This window comes from Gemmiger qucibialis, from assembly GCF_027689445.1.
Taxonomy (GTDB): Bacteria; Bacillota; Clostridia; order Oscillospirales; family Ruminococcaceae; genus Gemmiger; species Gemmiger qucibialis.
The window spans coordinates 45,109-64,590 of sequence record NZ_JAQFEN010000009.1 but is presented as its reverse complement, the minus strand read 5'-3'; the positions used below and the strand labels follow the sequence as shown (position 1 = coordinate 64,590).

The 19,482-nt window shown below is 57.5% G+C and carries 16 protein-coding genes; 9 read left to right on the top strand and 7 right to left on the bottom strand.

All coding sequences use genetic code 11. From position 1 onward, the window contains the following. The first annotated feature begins 33 nt into the window (after positions 1-33). The 4 genes from PG062_RS12205 to PG062_RS12190 all read left to right on the top strand — a co-directional run bounded on the left by PG062_RS12205 (position 34) and on the right by PG062_RS12190 (position 5,389). Positions 34-942, top strand: coding sequence for an alpha/beta hydrolase family protein (locus PG062_RS12205; RefSeq protein WP_270752497.1), 909 nt, complete (start codon positions 34-36; stop codon positions 940-942). A 459-nt stretch (positions 943-1,401) separates the two neighbouring features. Next, the gene (locus tag PG062_RS12200; protein ID WP_270752495.1) at positions 1,402-2,259 is read left to right on the top strand and encodes an ABC transporter ATP-binding protein; all 858 of its coding nucleotides are present in this window, start codon (positions 1,402-1,404) and stop codon (positions 2,257-2,259) included. A 246-nt stretch (positions 2,260-2,505) separates the two neighbouring features. Then, a complete protein-coding gene (locus tag PG062_RS12195) occupies positions 2,506-3,939 on the top strand; it encodes a COG1361 family protein (RefSeq protein ID WP_270752494.1) in 1,434 nt (477 codons plus the stop codon). Beyond that, positions 3,926-5,389, top strand: coding sequence for an ABC transporter permease (locus PG062_RS12190; RefSeq protein ID WP_270752493.1), 1,464 nt, complete (start codon positions 3,926-3,928; stop codon positions 5,387-5,389). The genes PG062_RS12195 and PG062_RS12190 overlap by 14 nt, the downstream gene beginning before the upstream one ends. A 430-nt stretch (positions 5,390-5,819) precedes the next feature. On the opposite strand, the gene PG062_RS12185 is transcribed toward PG062_RS12190, so the two are convergent. The 5 genes from PG062_RS12185 to PG062_RS12165 all read right to left on the bottom strand — a co-directional run bounded on the left by PG062_RS12185 (position 5,820) and on the right by PG062_RS12165 (position 10,814). Beyond that, positions 5,820-6,728, bottom strand: coding sequence for a DMT family transporter (locus PG062_RS12185; protein WP_270752492.1), 909 nt, complete (start codon positions 6,726-6,728; stop codon positions 5,820-5,822). 92 nt (positions 6,729-6,820) lie between these two features. Beyond that, on the bottom strand, positions 6,821-7,426 hold the full coding sequence (locus PG062_RS12180) for a hypothetical protein (protein ID WP_113999852.1): 606 nt from the start codon (positions 7,424-7,426) through the stop codon (positions 6,821-6,823). 292 nt (positions 7,427-7,718) lie between these two features. Beyond that, entirely contained in the window at positions 7,719-8,855 is a 1,137-nt protein-coding gene (locus PG062_RS12175) for a L,D-transpeptidase (protein ID WP_270752491.1), read from the bottom strand. Between the two features lie 84 nt (positions 8,856-8,939). Continuing rightward, complete coding sequence (locus PG062_RS12170; RefSeq protein ID WP_270752490.1) at positions 8,940-10,130, bottom strand: pyridoxal phosphate-dependent aminotransferase; 1,191 nt, start codon at positions 10,128-10,130, stop codon at positions 8,940-8,942. Positions 10,131-10,160: 30 nt separating this feature from the next. Continuing rightward, on the bottom strand, positions 10,161-10,814 hold the full coding sequence (locus PG062_RS12165; RefSeq protein ID WP_114000369.1) for an HAD family hydrolase: 654 nt from the start codon (positions 10,812-10,814) through the stop codon (positions 10,161-10,163). Positions 10,815-11,041: 227 nt separating this feature from the next. Here PG062_RS12165 and PG062_RS12160 point away from each other — a divergent pair, with 227 nt between their 5' ends. Next, the gene (locus tag PG062_RS12160; protein WP_270752489.1) at positions 11,042-11,917 is read left to right on the top strand and encodes an undecaprenyl-diphosphate phosphatase; all 876 of its coding nucleotides are present in this window, start codon (positions 11,042-11,044) and stop codon (positions 11,915-11,917) included. Between the two features lie 424 nt (positions 11,918-12,341). Here the strand turns inward: PG062_RS12160 and PG062_RS12155 are convergent, their stop codons facing one another. After that, positions 12,342-14,219: an LTA synthase family protein gene (locus PG062_RS12155; RefSeq protein WP_270752488.1), complete on the bottom strand. Its 1,878-nt coding sequence runs from the start codon at positions 14,217-14,219 to the stop codon at positions 12,342-12,344. Between the two features lie 266 nt (positions 14,220-14,485). On the opposite strand from PG062_RS12155, the gene PG062_RS12150 reads away from it, so the two are divergent. The 4 genes from PG062_RS12150 to PG062_RS12135 all read left to right on the top strand — a co-directional run bounded on the left by PG062_RS12150 (position 14,486) and on the right by PG062_RS12135 (position 18,906). After that, the gene (locus tag PG062_RS12150; protein ID WP_270752487.1) at positions 14,486-15,322 is read left to right on the top strand and encodes an MYG1 family protein; all 837 of its coding nucleotides are present in this window, start codon (positions 14,486-14,488) and stop codon (positions 15,320-15,322) included. Beyond that, positions 15,274-16,179 carry a GNAT family N-acetyltransferase gene (locus PG062_RS12145; RefSeq protein ID WP_270752486.1) on the top strand — a complete coding sequence of 302 codons (906 nt, stop codon included), beginning with the start codon at positions 15,274-15,276 and terminating at the stop codon, positions 16,177-16,179. The genes PG062_RS12150 and PG062_RS12145 overlap by 49 nt, the downstream gene beginning before the upstream one ends. Before the next feature lie 388 nt (positions 16,180-16,567). After that, positions 16,568-18,436 carry an ATP-dependent zinc metalloprotease FtsH gene (ftsH, locus tag PG062_RS12140; protein ID WP_270752485.1) on the top strand — a complete coding sequence of 623 codons (1,869 nt, stop codon included), beginning with the start codon at positions 16,568-16,570 and terminating at the stop codon, positions 18,434-18,436. A gap of 254 nt (positions 18,437-18,690) precedes the next feature. Beyond that, positions 18,691-18,906, top strand: a complete 216-nt coding sequence (locus PG062_RS12135) for a hypothetical protein (RefSeq protein WP_270752484.1) — start codon at positions 18,691-18,693, stop codon at positions 18,904-18,906. Positions 18,907-18,918: 12 nt separating this feature from the next. Here PG062_RS12135 and PG062_RS12130 read toward each other — a convergent pair whose 3' ends face one another. After that, complete coding sequence (locus PG062_RS12130; protein ID WP_270752483.1) at positions 18,919-19,470, bottom strand: GtrA family protein; 552 nt, start codon at positions 19,468-19,470, stop codon at positions 18,919-18,921. Between the last annotated feature and the right edge of the window lie 12 nt (positions 19,471-19,482).

Here is a 19,482-nt window from a genome sequence, read left to right as displayed (position 1 = left end):
TTTCAGCTACACCCTAAGAAAGGGGGAATCTGCATGAAACATCTGCGTTCCTTTTTTGCGGTGCTACTGGCCGCAGCCGTCTGCGCGGCGGTGGTGCTGTTTTCCGGCTGTGGGGCATCCGTTCAGGTGCAGCAGCTTACCATCCCCGGCGAGCGCGGCAGCATCCATGCCACGCTGACCACCCCTGCCAATGCCGAAAACATGCCTGCCGTGGTGATCTGCCACGGCTTTACCGGCAGCCGCCAGCTGGACGGCCACGCCAAGCCGCTGGCCAAAACGCTGGCCCAGCACGGCATTGCTAGCATCGCCATTGACTTTGCGGGCAGCGGCGAAAGCGAGGAGCCGTTCACCGCTTACACCCCCGCCAACATGCGGGATGATATCACTTCTGCCATCACCTACCTGACCGACACTGTGGGTGCCGACCCGGAGCGCATCGGCCTACTGGGCCACAGCATGGGCGGCCGCGCCGTCAGCGTCTACCTGAAAGATTCCATCAAAGCCGCCGCCCTGTGGGCACCGGCGGATAACACAGGGCTGGACGGGTTGGAATTTCTGGACCACAGCGCCGAGGGCCGCCAGGCTATTTATGACGGTGCCATACAGAACGGCGTGCTGGACCTGCCCAAGTGGGGCGTAACGATCAGCGCCGATTTTGTGCAGCAGGTTGCCGACCAGGACCCCACCGCCAGCCTGCGCACCTACAACGGCCCTCTGCTGCTGGCTTATACCGCCGGGGATGCCGAATTGCTGAGCCAGACCACCATTGACCTGACCCGCCAGGCTGCCGCCGAACACAGCGGCCCTCTGGTGGACCTGACCGGCCAGTATGAGGATGCCACTCACAATTTCACCGCCGCATCCGGCAAAAAAATCGACGATTTCTCCGTCCGCCGCCGCATCGAATCCGCCACCGCAGAATTTTTTGAAGAATATCTATAACCCATCCCTATTTGCCGCCGCCCCACCGGGCCGCGGCATTTTTTATGATAATTTTAAGGTTCATGGCGCAGAGAAACCTTGCCATATATCCCTTAACAAAATTTCATTCCTAGGCCCCTCCGGGACGTCGAGGACGCCGTCCCCTACATATAGTTTCATGATTCATCACAAATTTATTTTGCTCCATTCCCCACGCACCGGCGGGGTCAGGTGACCCCGCCCTACCGAACCTTTGCAGCCCCCCTTTTCCGGCGGCCAGAGGGCTGGCCGCCCTACCCACCACCTTTCCCCGCCCCAATTCCTAATTTCTAATTCCTAATTAACTCCTCCCTCCTCCCTCCTAACTCCTAACTACTTCCTTCGCCCTACCGCAATTTTACAACTCCGCCCCCTTTCCGCCGGGGGTAAAATGTGATATAGTATAGAGGTATAGGATTTTGTCAAAAAGGGAGGGCTGAAATGGCACCCATTATCCATACCGTCAACCTGCGCAAGGTGTATGCCGTAGGCAAAGAACGGGTCGTTGCCCTGAACGATGTTTCTATCTCCATTGAAAAAGGGGAATTCTGCTGCATCGTGGGCCAGTCCGGCAGTGGCAAAAGCACCCTGCTGAATCAGCTGGCCGGGCTGGAAAAACCGACCCGCGGCAAGGTATTCATCGGTTCGCACGAGATCAGCGCTATGACCGAAGATGAGCTGGCCAAGTTCCGCCAGGCACACCTGGGCTTTATTTTTCAGAGCTACAACCTGCTGCCCACCATGACGGCGGCCGAAAACGTTGCTCTGCCGCTGATGTTCAAGGGCATTTCCCGCTCCCAGCGCCTTGCCATGGCCCGCAAAGAGTTAAAAAACATGGGCCTTGGCGGCCGTGCCGAACACATGCCCACCGAGATGAGCGGCGGCCAGCAGCAGCGCGTGGGCATCGCCCGCGCCTTTGTCAGCAAGCCGCGCGTGATCTTTGCGGACGAACCCACCGGCAACCTGGACTCTATCACATCCAAACAGGTGCTCTACCGCATGCTGCAAATATCCAAGCAGATGGGCACCACCTTTGTCATGGTCACCCATGAACCGGAGCTGGCCTCCTGTGCAGACCGCATTATTACCATTCTGGACGGCAAGGTGCAGTCCGATGTGGTGCAGGATCCCGCCACAAGGGAGCGCAACCGCGAAGCCCTGTTCGCCAGCCTGGAGGGCAACATGCGGATCGGCGGCGACTCTGCCAGCGGCGAAGTTCACCAGAAAACCGCAGCCGAGCTTGCCTCTTACGCAGCCCCTGCTGCCGCAGCCCAGCAGCCCGAACAACCCAAACCGTAAATTTTGCCCACTCATTCAGGAATATCAAAGCCATAGGCAATACCGCATAATTCTAAGTGCCGATACGGCGAGCGAGGTGCGGCAGCTGCTAGGCCAAAAGCGCAGATAATACTGGATGTCTTATCGAGCATTTTGGCAACGCAGATGCCGTACCGCAGCCGTCGGAGCGGTGCTTAAGCCGTTAGGCGGGAATTGTGCGGTGTTGCCCATAGAAAAAGATGGAATCAATTTAAGGAGGACCCCGGAGTGAAAAAAGCTTCCCGTTTTGCCGCCCTGCTGGCGGCCGTAATGCTCTTCGGCAGCGTGGCTGCCATGCCCGCCCTGGCCGAAGACGTAACCTCTACCCCTGTACCGACAGCAACCGCCGAGCCTACCGTGACCCCCGCCCCGACGGACAACGGCCAGAGTGCCCCCAACAACAGCGGCTCGGCCTATATCATTGCTCAGACCGTGACCGATGCCGCAGGCGGCGAGATCACCACCATTGACCGGGACAGCCGGTTTAACCTGATTCTGCGCGTGGCGGATTACGGTGCTTACAACAACTTCATTCCCGCGGACCAGATCTCTGCCCGCATCAACTCCTCCGCGTTCACCTTTACCGGCAACGCCGAAGTTGGCCAGCTGTACGAGGAAACCGACGCCAACGGTGCCGGTTACTACAGCTATGTACTGCTGTTCCGCGATGTGATCTACAACGGCGGCGGCAACAGCGTGCCCATCAACCTGAGCTACCTGAATTCCACCATGGCGATGCAGCAGCTCAGCGTTACCCTGGGCCAGTGCGTGGACGAAGACCCCGATACCCCCAACCTGATGATCCGCGCTTCCAGCTACGGCAATGAAGCGGTTGTGGCCGGGACGCCCTTTACCCTGACCCTGACCCTGTACGCCACCGGCGGCCAGGAGAACCTGAACGATGTGGTCATCTCGCTGACCCTGCCGGACGGCATCACCATGACCAGCGGCAGCCTGAGCAGCTATCTGGGCACCATGGCCCCCAAGTCCACCCGTGATGTCAGCTTCAGCCTGACCCCCAGCGCCGGCTTTACCGGCGGCGTGGCCAACATTACCGTGAACAGTGTGGGTACCGGTGCCGACACCAACAAGGCCGTTACCGGTATGTCCACCACCATCTCGGTTCCGGTATCTCAGCCGGACCGCTTTGAGCTGGGCCAGCTTGAACTCAGCGACAGCATTACGCTGGGCGATTCCGCTTCCGTCACCCTGAACTTTGTCAACAAGGGCCGCGACGCCCTTTCCAACCTGGAAGCCACCCTTTCCGGCGATAACCTGGGCGCCGACACCACTGTGCAGTACATTGGCAACCTGAACGCCGGTTCCTCCAACAGCGTGGATTTTGACATGACCCCCACCCAGGAAGGCACCTGCAACGGTACCATCACCCTGACCTATGAGGACACCAACGGCATCCTGAAAACCGTCAGCAAAGATTTTTCCTTCTCTGTTCAGCCGGCCATGGACTACGGCAATTCTGGCGATATGGACTCTAACATGGATGACATGCAGCCCCAGCAGACCGGCCTGCCCCTGTGGGCCTATCTGGCAATCGGCGCTGCTGTGATCGTGGTGGTAGTTGTGATCGTTGTGGTGGTACGCAAAAAGAAGAAGGCCGCCGCACTTGCCAAGCTGGAGGAAGGCAACGATGAAGATATCTGACCAGATCGGGCTGGCTGTCACCAACCTGTCCCGCCGCAAGGGCCGCACGGCACTGACCGTTGTGGGCGTCGTTGTGGGCATCTGTGCGGTTATCGTTATGATCTCCATGGGCATTGCGGAAAGCCATAACAACGACGAAATGCTCAAAAATATGGGCGGCCTGACCAAGATTGAGGTATACAACTACGGCAGCCAGAACATCAATGGGCAGGAGGTCAAGCTGGATAACGAAGCCGTCCAGCGGTTCCGCAAGATCGACCACGTTACGGCTGTCACCCCCTATTACCAGCCGGACCTGAACTTGTATGTAGAAGCAGGCAAAAACAACCGCTACCGCGCCAGTTATGTATGGAGCGTTCTCGGCCTGGACCCGGACACCATGCCCCTGCTGGACAACAAGCTGGAAAGCGGCGACTGGCCCAAAAGCGGCGTGAATTACGGCAAGGATGTGATCCCCGTTGTGGTGGGCAAGGAGTTTTTGTATCAGTTTGAGGATACCCGCCGCAGCCAAAACAGCTCCAAACGCCAGCGCTGGAGCGGCGAAACCGATGCCAACGGCAACCAGCTGCCGCCCTTTGTGGATGCTACCAAGGATACCTTTACCCTGACCCTGACCAATGGTGACACCGAGAGCCCCAAGACCCAGAGCTACAAGCTCAAAATCGTTGGCGTTGTCTCGGAAGAATCCGAGGATTACATGCTGCAATACGGCATTACTTTCCGCCTGAACGACCTTCTGATGCTGAGCGAAGCCTACAGCAAGCTGGCCAAAACGGATTTTAACCCCAAAAAAGTGACCTATAACGAAGTGTACATTAAGGTCGATGACATCAAGAATGTGGATAAGATCTGCGATACCTTAAAAGAGGAAGGCTACCAGATCAGCTCCATGGTGGATTACCGCAAGCAGATGCAGCAGCAGACCGCACAGCGCCAGCTGCGCCTGGCGGGTCTGGCGGCCATCAGCCTGTTTGTTGCCGCGCTGAACATCGCCAACACCATGACGATGGCCATTTACGAGCGCACCCGTGAGATCGGCGTGATGAAAGTTCTGGGTTGCGAGATTGGCAACATCCGGCGGATGTTCCTGATTGAAAGCGGTATGATCGGCTTTATCGGCGGCGTAGCCGGTACGATTTTAAGCTACATCATCAGCTTTGGCATGAACAACATGACGATGATCGTATACGGCCTGAACACCCTGCTGATGAAGCTGGGCATCAACGCCACCATCGACCTCAGCTCCCTGATGGGCAGCAGCGATTCGATGTATTACGGCGGTGGAATGTACATGTCTGATTCCGGCAGCGGAACCGTCATGTCCATCATTCCTATCTGGCTGGTGCTGGCTGCCATCGGCTTTGCCGTGGTGGTGGGCCTGCTTTCCGGCATCGTTCCCGCCAGCCGCGCCGTTCGCATCAGCGCCCTGGAGGCCATCCGGCACGATTAAATCAAATGCGCCTTCCCGCAAGGGAGGGCGCGTTTTTGTTTGAATGAAAAAAGAATAAATAATAATAAATAATAATAAAGAATAATTTCGGTGGACCGCAGAGTTCTGCATTCTATGTATTACCTTTTGGTTTATAGAAACCATAGGGGGCGCACATTGTGCGCCCGCCATCTTTATTACAGAGTGTACCATAAATCATATCTGTAGGGCGGGATGCCCTCATCCCGCCGCAGAGAGACATCATAAAATTGTACCACCTGCCCACGTTACGGCCCGCCCCACGGGACGATGCAAGCATCGTCCCCTACAAATCTCTTTTTCTGTTCGCGGCAAAATTTCACCTTTCTTCCCCTTCAACACATTTTCTTCCTCGTCATCATACAAAAAACGCGCACAGCGCCCGATATTTATCGGCGCTGTGCGCGTTTTGCTAACTCCTAACTTTCTCCGGTATCTGCGCCCCAATAATTGCCGCAAACATCAAAGCGCACCCTGCCAGTTCTACGCCGGAAAGGGTCTGGCCCAAAATCAGCCAGCCGGCCAGGGCGCTGAACACGCTTTCCATGCACATGGCCATGCTGGCAATGGTGGGGTCAAGTTCTTTCTGGCCCACAATTTGCAGCGTGTAGGCCACACCGCTGGACAAAATGCCGCAGTAAGCAATAGATACCGCCGCCCCCTGGATCTGGGCAAAGGTCGGCGTTTCAAACACAAACATAAAAATAGTGGAAAGAACCGCCGTTGCAAAAAATTCCGCAAAGCTCAGCTGCACACCGTCCAGCCTGGGGCTGTAATGATCCACCAGCATAATCTGGAACGCAAACAGCAGCGAGCAGAGCAGCAGCATCCATTCGCCGCCGGTCAGGGTCAGGGTATCGTGCCCCGCCAGGCACAGCAGGTAAAGCCCCGCCAGGCTGATGCAGGCGCAGATTCCCAGTTTGACCCCCGGCCGCCGCCCAAAAAACACCCCCAGCAGCGGTACCAGCACCACATACAGCGCCGTCAAAAAGCCCGCCTTGGCCGTGCTGGTGGTGCCAATGCCGATCTGCTGTGCCGCCGAAGCCGCAAACAGCGCAATGCCGCAGAACACACCGCCCCGCAGCAGCATCCGGCCGTTGATCCAGAACGGAACACCGGGATCCGCTTTGCGGGCCTTGCCGCGGCGCAGCAAAACCAGCACGATCAAAAATGCGCAGGCCAGCCAGCTGCGGGCCGCCAAAAAGGTATACGGCCCCACATAGCCGCTGCCCACACTTTGCGCCACAAAGGCTGTGCCCCAGATCAGCGCCCCCAGCAGAAGCAGCAGGGTGTTGCGCAGCTGTTTTTTATCAAAGTTCATCTTTTGATTCCTTTTTTGTTTCAGTCATATCCGCAAAATGCCCCGGCGTCGGTCTGCGTTGACCGCTGCGCCGGGGCACGCTTCATTTTTGGTTATTCTGCATCCGGGGCAACCAGGTCATCGCTGCCAATGCCCTCAATTTTCACGCCGCCGGTAATGTAGAACATACCAGAGTCATAGCTGACATTGGCCTTGTACAGCCTGCCGGGGGTCAAGCCGGAGATGGTATAGGTGCTGCACTCCCCGCCGGTCGGGAAATACACCGTGGTGCCCGCCACATAGGAAGTGGTTGCCTTATCCTCCGAAAGTTCCCACAGCGCCACCTTGAACTCCAGAATACCGGTGGATTCGGTGGTGCCATAGCCCGTTACCTGCACGGTATCGGAACCCGCCACAAAATACTCGGTGTTGCGGTTCTGGATGCTGTTAAACGCAACATACAGCGTTCCATCCTGCACCTGTTGGTTCCAGTGGACCGAGGTATCCTGCAGCCCATCCGGGAAGTTCACCTCACCGCCGGGCTGCGCCACAATTTCGTCCGCCTCATCGTCATCGGAACCTTCTTCACGCAGGCCCAGCAGGTCTGCCGTTTTCAAAATCAGATTGCTTGCTACTTCCTTGGGGCTGCAGGCGGTCAGGCTGAGCGCCAGAACCGCTGCCAGCACAAGTGCAGCTGCACGTTTTGCCAGTTTCATCATTCATTGCCCTCCATGGCAGGTAAAGCTGTTTGTAACCCTTTTATTATATCCCAATTCGCCGGGCAGAACAAGTGCTTCTTGGTGAAAACCTGGTAAAACCTAAGGCAATACCGCATAATTCTAAGTGCCGATACGGCGAGCGAGGTGCGGCAGCTGCTAAGCCAAAAGCGCAGATAATACTGGATGTCTTATTGAGCATTTTGGCAACGCAGATGCCGTGCCGCAGCCGCCGAAGCGGTGCTTAAGCCGCTAGGCGGGAATTGTGCGGTATTGCCCTAACCCCTATGGTGTGTTATCCGCGGGTGCCCTCAACGCTGGAATCGGTGCTCCAGCCCTGCAGGTCAGTGGGGTTGATGGTGCCGTTCCAGCGGCCATCGTTCTGGGCGTCGTTCCATTCGTTCCAGGCTGCCTCGCTGCGGATAGCTGTACCGCTGCGGAATGCTGCATCCCACGGGTTGGCGGAATCCGGGTCGGTGGGGTCCCAGCCGCGCTTGCTCTCGTCCGTCGGGTCGGTGTAAATGGTGCCGGGCTTTCCCATGGGGCCGGGGTCATCGGCGTTATCATAGATCACCACGCGGGTGCCGATGGGGCAGTTATCATAGATCCACTTTACATCACAGACCAACAGCCGGATACAGCCCAGGCTGGCCTGGGTGCCCAGCTGGTTGAACTGGTCGTACTCGATATCGTCCTTGTGCTGGCTGTAATACGGCACAGTGTGGAACAGATAGGAATCCCAGATGCGGGTAGCGTACTGGCCATAGCTCGGCCCGGCCAGCAGCCGCCAGTCATAATTGACCGGCGTTGCAAAGAATCCCAGCGGGGTATCCGCGCCGCCGGAGCACACCATGGCCATATACGGCTTGGTGTAGTTACCCTCATCGTCCAGCGCCAGTACCGTCACGGTAGAAGCCGCGCGGTTGACCGCGATCATATAGGGGCAGCCATCTTTGGCACTGTATTTCAGCCCCTCGCTCTGGTAAAATTCATCGGCAGCCAGCTGTTCCATCAAGGCTTTGCCGCGCTCATCCCAAAGCGCCGGGTCCACCACCTGCGGGGCATCCTTGGTGCAGTTTGCGGACGCCGTTGCGGTGGCATCGGCAATGCGCTGTTCTTCCTCGGTCATGGTGGGCTGTTCCTGTTGGCTGTCGCCATCCGTGGTGCTGTCTGCACCGTCGGGCGCGGTGGAGCTGGAATCCCCCTGGCTCTGGTTGGGCTTGTTGGTAATGGTGCCATCGGTTTTTACCAGCAAAAAGCAGCCTGCGCACACCAAAATAAACACGGCAATGCAGAAAATCAAGGTGATCAGGGCATGCACGCGGCGGTTCTGTTTGCGTGAAACAGCGCGGCGGCGCTGCATATTGCTGCTCCTGGCAGCGGGTGCAGGGCGGCGCTTGGGTCCCTGCGCCGGACGTTTTTGTTGCGGCATTGTGCAGACCTCCCGTTTATGGTGTCAAAATCGTATGTTTCGGGCTTTGCTTCCCACTGCGGGCGGGCGCGGCCCGAACGGAATTCATTTCCCGTATTCTTCCGCCACAAATTTTTCCAGTGCGGCAAAGCTGCGGCGGACCTTCTCGGTATCAATGCAGTACGCCATGCGGAAGTAGCCGGGGCAGCCAAAGCTGTCGCCGGGAACCAACGCCAGGTCATACTTCATGGCCTTTTTGCAGAACGCATTGGCGTCCTCCTCCAGCGCTTTGGGGAAGATATAGAAGGTGCCGGAGGGTTTAACCACGGTAAAGCCCAGCTTTTTCAGCTCGGCGTAAATCAGCTCCATGTTGGTTTCGTACACGCCCAAGTCGCTGGTTTCGTCCAGACATTCGGCCACGGCCAGCTGGATCAGTGATGCCGGGCAGTTGTGGCCGGTTCCGCGGCTGATCTGGCCGCACATGGGCACAATATACTCGGCGTCCTCGCAGCGCGGGTTCGCAGCCACATAGCCGATGCGCTCGCCCGGCAGGCTCAGGCTCTTGCTGAACGAATAGCAGGTCAACGTATCGTCATAGAACTTGGCGACGTACTGGATGGGCTGCCCGCCGAACATGATTTCGCGGTACGGCTCATCCGAGATCAAAAAGATTCGGTGCCCATACTTGGCGCTGGCGGCGCGCAGGCGGTCGGCCAGGCCGGTCAGCGTCTCGGCGCTGTAGGCTGCGCCGGAGGGATTGTTGGGGGTGTTGATCAGCACGGCGGCGGTGTTCTCATCCAGCATCGCGTCAAATGCGTCAAAGTCAATCTGGAAATCCTTCGTGCGGGGCGGAACGACCTTCAGATTCAGGCCCGCGCCCTCCACATATGGCTTGTATTCCGGGAAGAACGGCGCAAAGGTGATAATATCCTGCCCCGGCACCGCCACGCAGCGCATGGCGTGGGCCAGCGCACCGGCAGCACCCGTTGCCATAAAGATATGCTCCATACCGTAGTCCATGCCAAAGCGGCGGTTCAGGCTTTCGGCCACCGCCTTGCGCACGGCGGGGATGGTCAGCGTGGGGCTGTAGCCATGCAGCGTCACCGGCTCCTTGGTCTGCAGCAGATCGATGCAGGTTTTGGTAAAGTGCTCCGGGCAGGGCACCGAAGGGTTGCCCAGCGAATAATCAAACACATTTTCATAGCCGATCTCGGTCCCGCGAGCCGTGCTCCACTCGGAGATTTGGCGAATAACGGACTTGCCGCTAAGCATATCTTTATAGCGCTGCGCAATCATTTTACAGTTCCTCCCACCGCAATTTCGCAGTTATTTCATGATAACGTCATACAGTTCATCGCTGTTTTCTGCCAGGTATTCCGCCCCGGCCGCATTCAGTTCCTCCCGCGTGCGGAACCCCCACACCGCCCCGCAGCAGGGCAGGTTCGCATTGTGGGCGGTTTCCACATCCACGTTGCTGTCCCCCACATACAGGGTGCTGGCCGGGTCGGCATGCAGGGCCTGCAGCAGGGCGTTCGTGCCCTCGGCGGCGGGCTTGGGGGCCACGCCGGTCATCTGGCCGCGCACGATCGTAAAATACTGCGTGCCGAAATAATCCTTGACGACCTCTTTTGCCAGCGCATCCGCCTTGTTGGAAAACACCGCCAGCTGCACGCCGTTCGCTTTCAGCTTTGCCAGCATTTCGGGGATGCCGGGGTACGGTGCGGTGGTGTCCCGCAGGTGCTGGCCATAATCCCGCTTAAAATCCGCCAGGGCCGCTTCCAGCACCGCCGGGGTGCGCTGGTCTGCCGGGGCCAGGCGCTCCACCAGTTTAGGGATCCCGTTGCCCACAAAATAGCGGTACGCCTGGCGCTCATGGGTGGGCCAGCCATATTTCCGGCACAGCCGGTTGCCGGCATCCGCCAGGTCAGTCAGGGTGTTCAGCAGCGTACCATCCAGGTCAAACACTACAGTTTTATACATTTTGTAATATCCTCTATTCTCTATACACATTCTAACTTTTCCCACTGATACGGCAAAAGCCACACTTCTATTATAGGAGCATTTTGCCAAAACGGCAACCGCTTTTGCCTGTTGTTTTGGAGCAAAAGTGTAAATTATACAGCGGCAGGGTGCAATATCACGTAAAGTGTGCTACTATATATTTGTATTGCTGGCCGGGAGTGATCCCGCCAAGGGGAGGAAAAAAGATGGACCTGTTTCTTTCAATTCTGAAATCCGTCATTTACGGTGTGATTGAAGGCATCACCGAATGGCTGCCGATTTCCAGCACCGGGCATATGATCCTTGCCGAGCAGGTGCTGAAGTTTGGCTATACGGAAGATTTTATGGAAATGTTCCGCGTTGTCATCCAGCTGGGTGCTATTCTGGCTGTTGTGGTGCTGTATTTCCACAAACTGTGGCCGTTCTGCAAGGATAATGGCCGCGATACCGGCTTTGCCGCCCACCTGCGCTGGCCCGTGGTCCGGCTGTGGTTCAAAATTATTGCAGCCTGCGTGCCCGCCGCCGTGCTGGGCATTCTGCTGGACGACTGGATGGACGCCCACCTGTATAACAGCGTGGTGGTTGCCCTGATGCTGATTGTGTACGGCGTTGCCTTTATCCTGATCGAGCGCCGCCCGCGGGTGCCCACCACCACCAAGCTTTCCCGCATTACTTACCCGCAGGCGTTCAAGGTTGGCTGCTGGCAGGTGCTCTCCCTGATTCCCGGCACCTCCCGCAGCGGCTCCACCATTCTGGGCGGCATGCTGTGCGGCATGTCCCGCCCGGCTGCCAGCCAGTTCACCTTCTTCCTTGCCATCCCGGTCATGGCCGGTGCCAGTTTGCTCAAGCTGGTCAAGTTCTTTGGCAAGGGCAACAGCTTCACGCTGGATCAGACCGTTGTGCTGATCGTTGGCTGTGTGGTTGCCTTTATCGTTTCCATCATCGCCATCCGCTTCCTGATGGATTACGTCAAGCGCCACACCTTCACCGCGTTCGGCGTTTACCGCATCGCGCTCGGCATTGTTGTTCTGGTGATCTGGGGCGTACAGACCTTTGTGCTGAAAGCGCCCGCCACCGTGTAACGGCCCAGAGTGTATCTGAAATCGAAAATCTCCCCGCTGCATTTTGTGCATCAGCACATTGCAGCGGGGAGATTTTTTCTTGCCGTTTTTGTTTCTAAGGCAATACCGCATAATTCTAAGTGCCGATACGGCGAGTGAAGTGCGGCAGATGCTAAGCCAAAAGCGCAGATAATACTGGATGCTGCAAAGGTGAGCGCCGCCAGTGGCGGAAACAGCGAACCGAAGCAGGGGCAGCGGTCGCAGAGTGCGAGGGACTTTTGCCCCCGAAGCACGATGCGGGTACCGCAACCCGACATTATCGAGCATTTTGGCAACGCAGATGCCGTGCCGCAGCCGCCGGAGCGGTGCTTAAGCCGCAAGGCGGGAATTGTGCGGTGTTGCCCTAAATCAGAGGAATCCTGGCTGACGTCTGCTTATCAGCTTCTTACTTTTCCATCTGGAACAAATTCTGCTGACTGGTTGCTTTGGCACCGATGTTGTTATACTCCAAATAGAAGTACCCATGCACCCAGGCATCCAGCTCTGCATTCTCGCCGTAGGTGTGGGTCACGCCGTCCGCGTCCATATAGTCATTGGCGGCTGTCACCACCGGGGCCACCTGCTTGAGTGCCAGCAGGTACTGGTAATACGGGGTCAGCGGCAGCCCGGCATTTTCCACCAGGGTGGGAGCCAGCATGCACATATCCATGCGGTTGTACTCGTCGGTGGCGCTGGTCTGGCCTGCGTTTTCCAGCGGGTAGTTTGCCCAGATCAGGTAGGGCGTGCTGCGCTCCAAAATCTGCAAATTGTTCTCATCGGTAAAGGTATGGTCGGCCACATGATCCACAAAGCTGGGGGCGTGGTCGCCTGCCATGGCAACAATCACCTTGCGGCCGGTCTTTTCGTACTGCTCGGTTAGGTATTCGGTCAGTTCACCAAAGGCACGGTCGGTCATATAGATGTTGCTCAGGTATTCATCCATGATGGAATCATACTCGCCGTAATCGGTTGCGGCATGCACGATATCCTCCTCCGGGGGGTTCATATCGTAATCGCCGTGGCTCTGGATGGAAACCAGGAACACAAACCGCGGCTGGTCCTCCGGCATTGCTTCATACAAACCTTCCAGGTCGCGGTAGGTGGCGCTGTCGGTCTGGTAGGGGCGGCTGCCATAGGTTTCCTTGGTCGGAAAATCATCCTGGAAGTGGGTCTCGTCAAAGCCCAGCGTCAGCCAGGCAGAATCGCGGCGGTAGTTGGAGTTGGTATAGGGGTGGGCTGCCAGCGTGGCATACCCCAGATCTTTCAGGTTGCTGACCAGGCTGTTTGCCTTGTGCAGGTTCAACCAGTTGAACGGTGTGATGGAGGGCATCAGCATCAGCGAGTTGGAGGAAAGCATCTCGTACTCGCTGGAGTTGGTGCCGCCGCCCACATGCGGGCTGATGGTGTGGCCGTAAATGGAGTTGGGCAGGTTTTTGGTCACCTGCATGATCTCCTGGTCGGCCTGCAGGTCCGTTACCAGGTCAAAGTCATAAAAGCTTTCGGACAGGATCAGGAACACATCGGGGTAGTCCTGCTCGTTTGCCGTTTCGGGGCTGGCCTGATAGTCCTGCGCCATTGCAGCGGCCTCGGTGGCGGCGTCCTCGCTGTAGCCGTCCGGCTGCAGGATGGGGTCCACCATCAGGCTGGCGGCTTCAAGGCTACCCGCCAGGTAGCCGTACTTATAATAGGTTTCCTGCCAGGCCCAGCCGTAAGTGGCGGCGGGCTTGATGGGGTTGGGGCTGAAATACCCCAGATACAACACCGCAAAAATGCCGCAGGCGCAAGCCAGCGCATGGGCGCCGCGCTGTTTCCAGCTGCGCTTATGCTTGCCGGCCAGTTTGACCTGCACAACGGCAGCCACCAGCACCGGGATGTACAGCAGCGCAATGGTAATAACTGTCTGGGTAATGTGCAGGGTATAACTGCCCATCACCTCTGCCGCGGTGCCCAGGTTCAGGATGTCCTGCGGCATCAGGGCGGAACCATGCAGGTCCCGCGTGTAATAGTTGACCAGCGCCAGCACGGTAAAAATCAGGCCGGAAACGCCGGTTGCAATGCCCCAGCTGCCGCACAGGGCAAACACCACCAGCGTCAGGCAGAACGCCGTCAGCGCATTGAGCGGTGCGTATACCGGCCACTGCCCTGCCATGTAGTTGGCAGTTGCGCCGTCAGAAATTTCTAACTGGTAGCGCGCCACAAAGGCCGCTGCCACAGCCAGCGCAAATGGCAGCACCGTGCCAAGCCAGAAGCGCTTGCTTTTTAATGTTTTTTTGATGTTTTGCATGGGTATCCAGTTCCTTCGCTTTGTTTGTTCATTAAGTTGCGGTCAACATTCCGCGTCAACGCACCGAATGTCCGGTATGCCCGCAAAAGGGCATATTAGGTTAGTATATCATATTTTATGCCGGTTGTGAATCACCGTTTTTCGGCCAAATGCTGCCACTTGTTCCAAATCCGGCCCGCCCGCGCAGATTTTGCATTTACCAACCTACGCTTTCATGTTATAATATTAGTTAATCATCATTTTACCCCATAGACGGAGGCTATTCTATGAAAATTCCTGCAAAAGGTTTTACTCACGGCGGCAAGTTCCATGCAGATGATGTGTTTGCCACAGCGCTGCTGATGATTGTGCGGCCGGATATCAAAGTAACCCGCGGTTTTGTTGTGCCGGATGGTTTTGACGGCATTGTGTACGATGTGGGCTGCGGTATGTTTGACCACCACCAGGAACCGCGCGAAAGCCGCCCCAACGGCGTGCCCTATGCGGCCTTTGGCCTGCTGTGGCGCGTGTTGGGTGCCCAGCTGGTGGGTGCCCACCAGGCTCGCCTGCTGGATGAAAACTTTGTTCAGCCCCTGGACTTGAACGATAACACCGGCGAACAGAACTCCCTGGCCGATGCCATCGGCAGCTTTAACCCCGTGTGGGATTCCGGCGAAGATTCCGATGCCTGCTTCTGGCGCGCCGTGCCCTTTGCCAAGCAGGTGCTGGAAAACGAGATTGCCGCAGCCAACGCCGTGAACCGCGCGGACGAGACCGTCCAGAACGCCTACAAGAACTCCAAGGACGGCATTGTGGTCCTGCCGGACTACATGCCCTGGAAAAACGGCCTGTACAAAACCGATGCCCTGTTTGTTGTCTACCCCAGCCAGCGCGGCGGCTACAGCGCCCAGTGCGTAACCGATTACAAGACCCGCCGCAGCAAGGTGCCGTTCCCGCCCGCATGGGGCGGCCAGCCGGAGGAGATCCTGCGCGAAAAGAGCGGCCTGGCTCTCAAGTTCTGCCACCCCAGCCGTTTCCTTGTCACCGCGGAAACCAAAGAGGATGCCATTGAGGCATGCCGCCGTGCCCTGCGCGCCGCCGGAAGGCCGGTGAGCGCACAGTGAGCGCCGAAACTCTAGAGCAGTTTGGTCCCCGCCCCAGCACCGCGGCGGACTGCCAGCCAGACCCGGCTTCCGCCTGGGTCTACATGGTGCGCTGCGCGGATGGCAGCCTGTATTCCGGCTGGACCAATGACCTTGCCCGCCGCCTGCGCGCCCACAAGGGCGGCAAGGCCGGTGCCAAGTATACCCACGCCAAAGGTGCCGTTAAGCTGACCTATGCCGAGCGCTGCACCGATAAAAGTGCCGCCCTGAAGCGGGAAGCCGCCCTGAAAAAGCTGCCAAAACCCGAAAAGGAAGCCCTTGCCGCCCAGTGGACCGCTGAAAACACCATCACCCTGCGGGATGCCGCGCCGGAGGACGCCGCCGCCGTGGCGGAGCTGTACAACTGGTATGTCACCCACTCCACGGCCACTTTCCAGTATGACCTGTGTACCGAGGAATTCCAGCGCGAAAATATCGCCTATGTGCAGCAGCGCGCGCCGTTCCTGGTTGCCGTCAATGCAGCGGGCAAGCTGTGCGGCTTTGCCTGCGCTCACCCCTGGCACAGCCGCACAGCTTATGCGTGGGATGTGGAGCTAACCGTTTACTGCGCCCACGACTGTGTGGGCCAGGGGGTTGGCGGGCGGCTGTACAAAGCCCTGCTGGACGGCGTGCGCCAGCGCGGCTACTGCAACGCCGTTGCCCTTGTGACCGGCCAGAACAAAGAGAGCTGCGCGTTCCATAAGGCGCTCGGCTTCAAAAAAATCGGCGTGGAACCCCGCACTGGGTACAAGTTCGGCCAATGGCTGGACCTTGCCTATTGGTGGATGGACCTGCGCCCCGGCCAGGAGCCTCCGGAGCCGGTGCGCCTGGGGCGATAAAACTGCATAACACAAAATTAAGCGGGGCACTGCTGATTGGCAGCGCCCCGCTTTTGTTATAAAGATTTGTAGAGGACGATGCCTGCATCGTCCCGCATACTGAGCTGCAACCATGGTATCCTGTCATCAACATCCTATCTCCCCGCCGCGCGTTTTTGTTTTCCACAAGAAGCCCCTCTGTTTGTGGAAAACCGTTCAGATTCTTTTCACTTTTCCCTGTCGTTACGCGGTCTGCATTCCTGTTTTTGCCCACAAACTGCCCTTGTTCACGCAAAGTTTACCGGAATTTCCAGCTATTTCATGCCTTGTTCATCCGCAGTTCATTTTTATTCTTCATGATAGAATCTATCGGGGGCCCCTATTACCGCCCCCAACTGGAGGAATTGTTATGCACGAAACCCAACAGCCGCGCGACCCCAAAAAGACGACCGGCATTGTATATGCCGTGATCCTTGTGGTGTTGCTGCTGCTCAATTTCTGGGCCTTCCCCGCCATGATGAAAGGCCAGGTCAAACAGGTCGATTACGGCACCTTCCTGAACATGCTCGAAGGCGGCGAACTGAGCACCGTTGAAATTCAGGACCAGCAGATCTATTTTGTGGACAAAAACGATACCACCTACTGCACCAACTCCATTGCGCAGGACCTGCAGCTGGTCAACCGGTTGGAAAGCGCCGGCGTTTCCTTTGGCAAGGTGTACAACCAGACCACCTGGGTGGATACCCTGCTGGGCTGGGTCATCTCGCTGCTGCCCATGATCATCCTGATCGTCTGGTTCAACCGCATGATGCGCAAGCGGGTCGGTGAAATGACCGGCGGCGCCAACAGCATGATTTTTGGCGGCGGCAAATCCGGTGCCAAACAGTATGTCGTTGAGGATGGCAAGTCCATCAAATTTGCCGATGTTGCCGGTGAGGACGAAGCCAAAGAGAGCCTGCAGGAAATCGTTGACTTCCTGCATAACCCCAAGCGTTACGAGGATATCGGTGCCAAAATGCCCAAGGGCGTTCTGCTTGTCGGCCCCCCGGGCACCGGTAAAACCCTGCTGGCCCGCGCTGTTGCCGGCGAAGCCGGTGTTCCCTTCTTCTCCATTGCGGGTTCTGAATTTGTCGAGATGTTCGTCGGCATGGGCGCTTCCAAGGTGCGTGACCTCTTCAAACAGGCCAACGAAAAAGCCCCCTGCATTGTCTTTATTGATGAGATCGATACCATCGGCAAAAAGCGTGACGGTGCTTCCGGTATGGGCGGCAACGATGAACGCGAGCAGACCCTGAACCAGCTGCTGACCGAAATGGACGGGTTTGACGCCGCCAAGGGTGTTATCATTCTGGCCGCCACCAACCGTCCTGAATCCCTTGACCCCGCTTTGACCCGCCCCGGCCGCTTTGACCGTCGTGTGCCCGTGGAGCTGCCCGACCTGAAAGGCCGCGAAAGCATCCTGCGCCTGCACGCTCAAAAGGTCAAAATCGGCCCCGACTGTGACTTTGCCGTGGTTGCCCGCATGACTCCCGGTGCTTCCGGTGCCGAGCTGGCCAATATCATCAACGAAGCCGCCCTGGGCGCTGTGCGCCACCACCGCATGGCCGTTACCCAGTACGACCTGCAGGAAGCCGTGGATACCATCCTGGCCGGTGCCCAGAAAAAGAATAAGATCCTGAGCGACAAAGAAAAGTGCATCGTGGCCTACCACGAAGTCGGCCATGCCATGGTTGCCGCCCTGCAGAGCCATTCCGCCCCCGTGCAGAAAATCACCATTGTGCCGCGCACTTCCGGCGCGTTGGGTTTCACCATGCAGGTAGAGGACGGCGACCACACCCTGATGACCAAGGAAGAGATCCTGGCCAAAATTGCCACCATGACCGGTGGCCGTGCCGCCGAAGAAGTGGTGTTCAACTCCATCACCACCGGCGCATCCAACGATATCGAGCAGGCCACCAAGATGGCCCGCGCCATGATTACCCGCTACGGCATGACCGACGACTTTGACATGGTTGCCCTGGAAACCGTGAACAACGCCTACCTGGGCGGTGATGCCAGCCTGGCCTGCAGTGAGCGCACAGCCGCCACAGTGGACGATAAGGTCGTGGAAGTCGTCAAGCAGCAGCATGAAAAAGCCAAACAGATGCTGATTGAAAACCGCGGCAAGCTGGACGAGATCGCCAAGTACCTGTACGAGAAAGAAACCATCACCGGCGAAGAGTTCATGCGCATCCTGACCGCTGTTCCCCAGCTGCCCACCGGTGCCGTGGAACAGTAAAGGCAACACCGCACAATTCCCGCCTGACGGCTCAAGCACCGCTCCGGCGGCTGCGGCACTTAGAATTGTGCGGTATTGCCTAAAATCTCCGCTCTGCGCGTTTTCTTTGTAAAATAACGGTGCCCCCGCCCTATGCAGTTCATTTACCGCACGGGCGGGGGCGTTTTGTTGTCATTCCGTAGGGGCGCACACCATGCACCCATCCGTTTTATATCATCACACTACAGCGCTACACCATGTAATAGCGCCATTTTATGGCCAGCCGTTACCCATTTGTAGGGGCCGCTGCTCACCTCTTTCCGAAAAACGCAATAAAAATGCTGTCTTTCTCCACATCAGGGAAAGGCAGCATTCTTCTTTATCCGTTCAGATCTTCGCCGTTGCTGGCAATCACATTTTTATACCATCCAAAGGACTTTTTCCTGTGCCGTGCCGCCGCCCTATTCGAGTACCGGGAAAAGCACCAGTGATCCTGCCGGGCTTTATTTTGCCTGTGCGCTCTCTGGGAAGATGATCTTGTTCACAAAGAAGAAGATCACCATGGAAATGCCGCCATTGAGCACGGTGGTGCCAATGTTGTAGATGAAATCCGGCACCAGCAGGCCCGCAACCGCCACCCACACGCAGTTGATGGAGTTGACGATGCAGGTGATCAAGCAGAACGCCACCACATACCAGGCGATCTGCTTGGCCAGGTTGCCCTTGCTGCGGAACACAAAGTTGCGCTGGATGGGAAAGTTTATGCATTCTCCCACCACCATGGCAACCATGTAGGCGCAAAAGTACGGCAGACCGCCATGGGCGGAATCATACCCCAGGATGTTCCACTGGAAGGTTTCGCCAAACAGCGTGACCGGGATGCCTGGCCAGCCAAAATCCACCACCGGCAGGCTGCTGAACGCCGCCGGCAAAAATTGCAGCAGCAGGTATTTGAACACCGTAACCAGGTTGGATACGATCACAAACAGTCCGCCTTCGCGCACCCACTTGGCTGCGGCGGGGTGTTTTGCCGCAAAATTATTCCATAGCTGCATAAATAGCCCCTC

Bases quoted from the DNA above. Each gene is read 5' to 3' on its own strand.
- PG062_RS12205 (WP_270752497.1), top strand. From the start codon at position 34: ATGAAACATCTGCGTTCCTTTTTTGCGGTGCTACTGGCCGCAGCCGTC.
- PG062_RS12200 (WP_270752495.1), top strand. From the start codon at position 1,402: ATGGCACCCATTATCCATACCGTCAACCTGCGCAAGGTGTATGCCGTA.
- PG062_RS12190 (WP_270752493.1), top strand. From the start codon at position 3,926: ATGAAGATATCTGACCAGATCGGGCTGGCTGTCACCAACCTGTCCCGC.
- PG062_RS12185 (WP_270752492.1), bottom strand. From the start codon at position 6,728: ATGAACTTTGATAAAAAACAGCTGCGCAACACCCTGCTGCTTCTGCTG.
- PG062_RS12180 (WP_113999852.1), bottom strand. From the start codon at position 7,426: ATGATGAAACTGGCAAAACGTGCAGCTGCACTTGTGCTGGCAGCGGTT.
- PG062_RS12175 (WP_270752491.1), bottom strand. From the start codon at position 8,855: ATGCCGCAACAAAAACGTCCGGCGCAGGGACCCAAGCGCCGCCCTGCA.
- PG062_RS12170 (WP_270752490.1), bottom strand. From the start codon at position 10,130: ATGATTGCGCAGCGCTATAAAGATATGCTTAGCGGCAAGTCCGTTATT.
- PG062_RS12165 (WP_114000369.1), bottom strand. From the start codon at position 10,814: ATGTATAAAACTGTAGTGTTTGACCTGGATGGTACGCTGCTGAACACC.
- PG062_RS12160 (WP_270752489.1), top strand. From the start codon at position 11,042: ATGGACCTGTTTCTTTCAATTCTGAAATCCGTCATTTACGGTGTGATT.
- PG062_RS12155 (WP_270752488.1), bottom strand. From the start codon at position 14,219: ATGCAAAACATCAAAAAAACATTAAAAAGCAAGCGCTTCTGGCTTGGC.
- PG062_RS12150 (WP_270752487.1), top strand. From the start codon at position 14,486: ATGAAAATTCCTGCAAAAGGTTTTACTCACGGCGGCAAGTTCCATGCA.
- PG062_RS12145 (WP_270752486.1), top strand. From the start codon at position 15,274: ATGCCGCCGTGCCCTGCGCGCCGCCGGAAGGCCGGTGAGCGCACAGTG.
- ftsH (WP_270752485.1), top strand. From the start codon at position 16,568: ATGCACGAAACCCAACAGCCGCGCGACCCCAAAAAGACGACCGGCATT.
- PG062_RS12135 (WP_270752484.1), top strand. From the start codon at position 18,691: ATGGCCAGCCGTTACCCATTTGTAGGGGCCGCTGCTCACCTCTTTCCG.
- PG062_RS12130 (WP_270752483.1), bottom strand. From the start codon at position 19,470: ATGCAGCTATGGAATAATTTTGCGGCAAAACACCCCGCCGCAGCCAAG.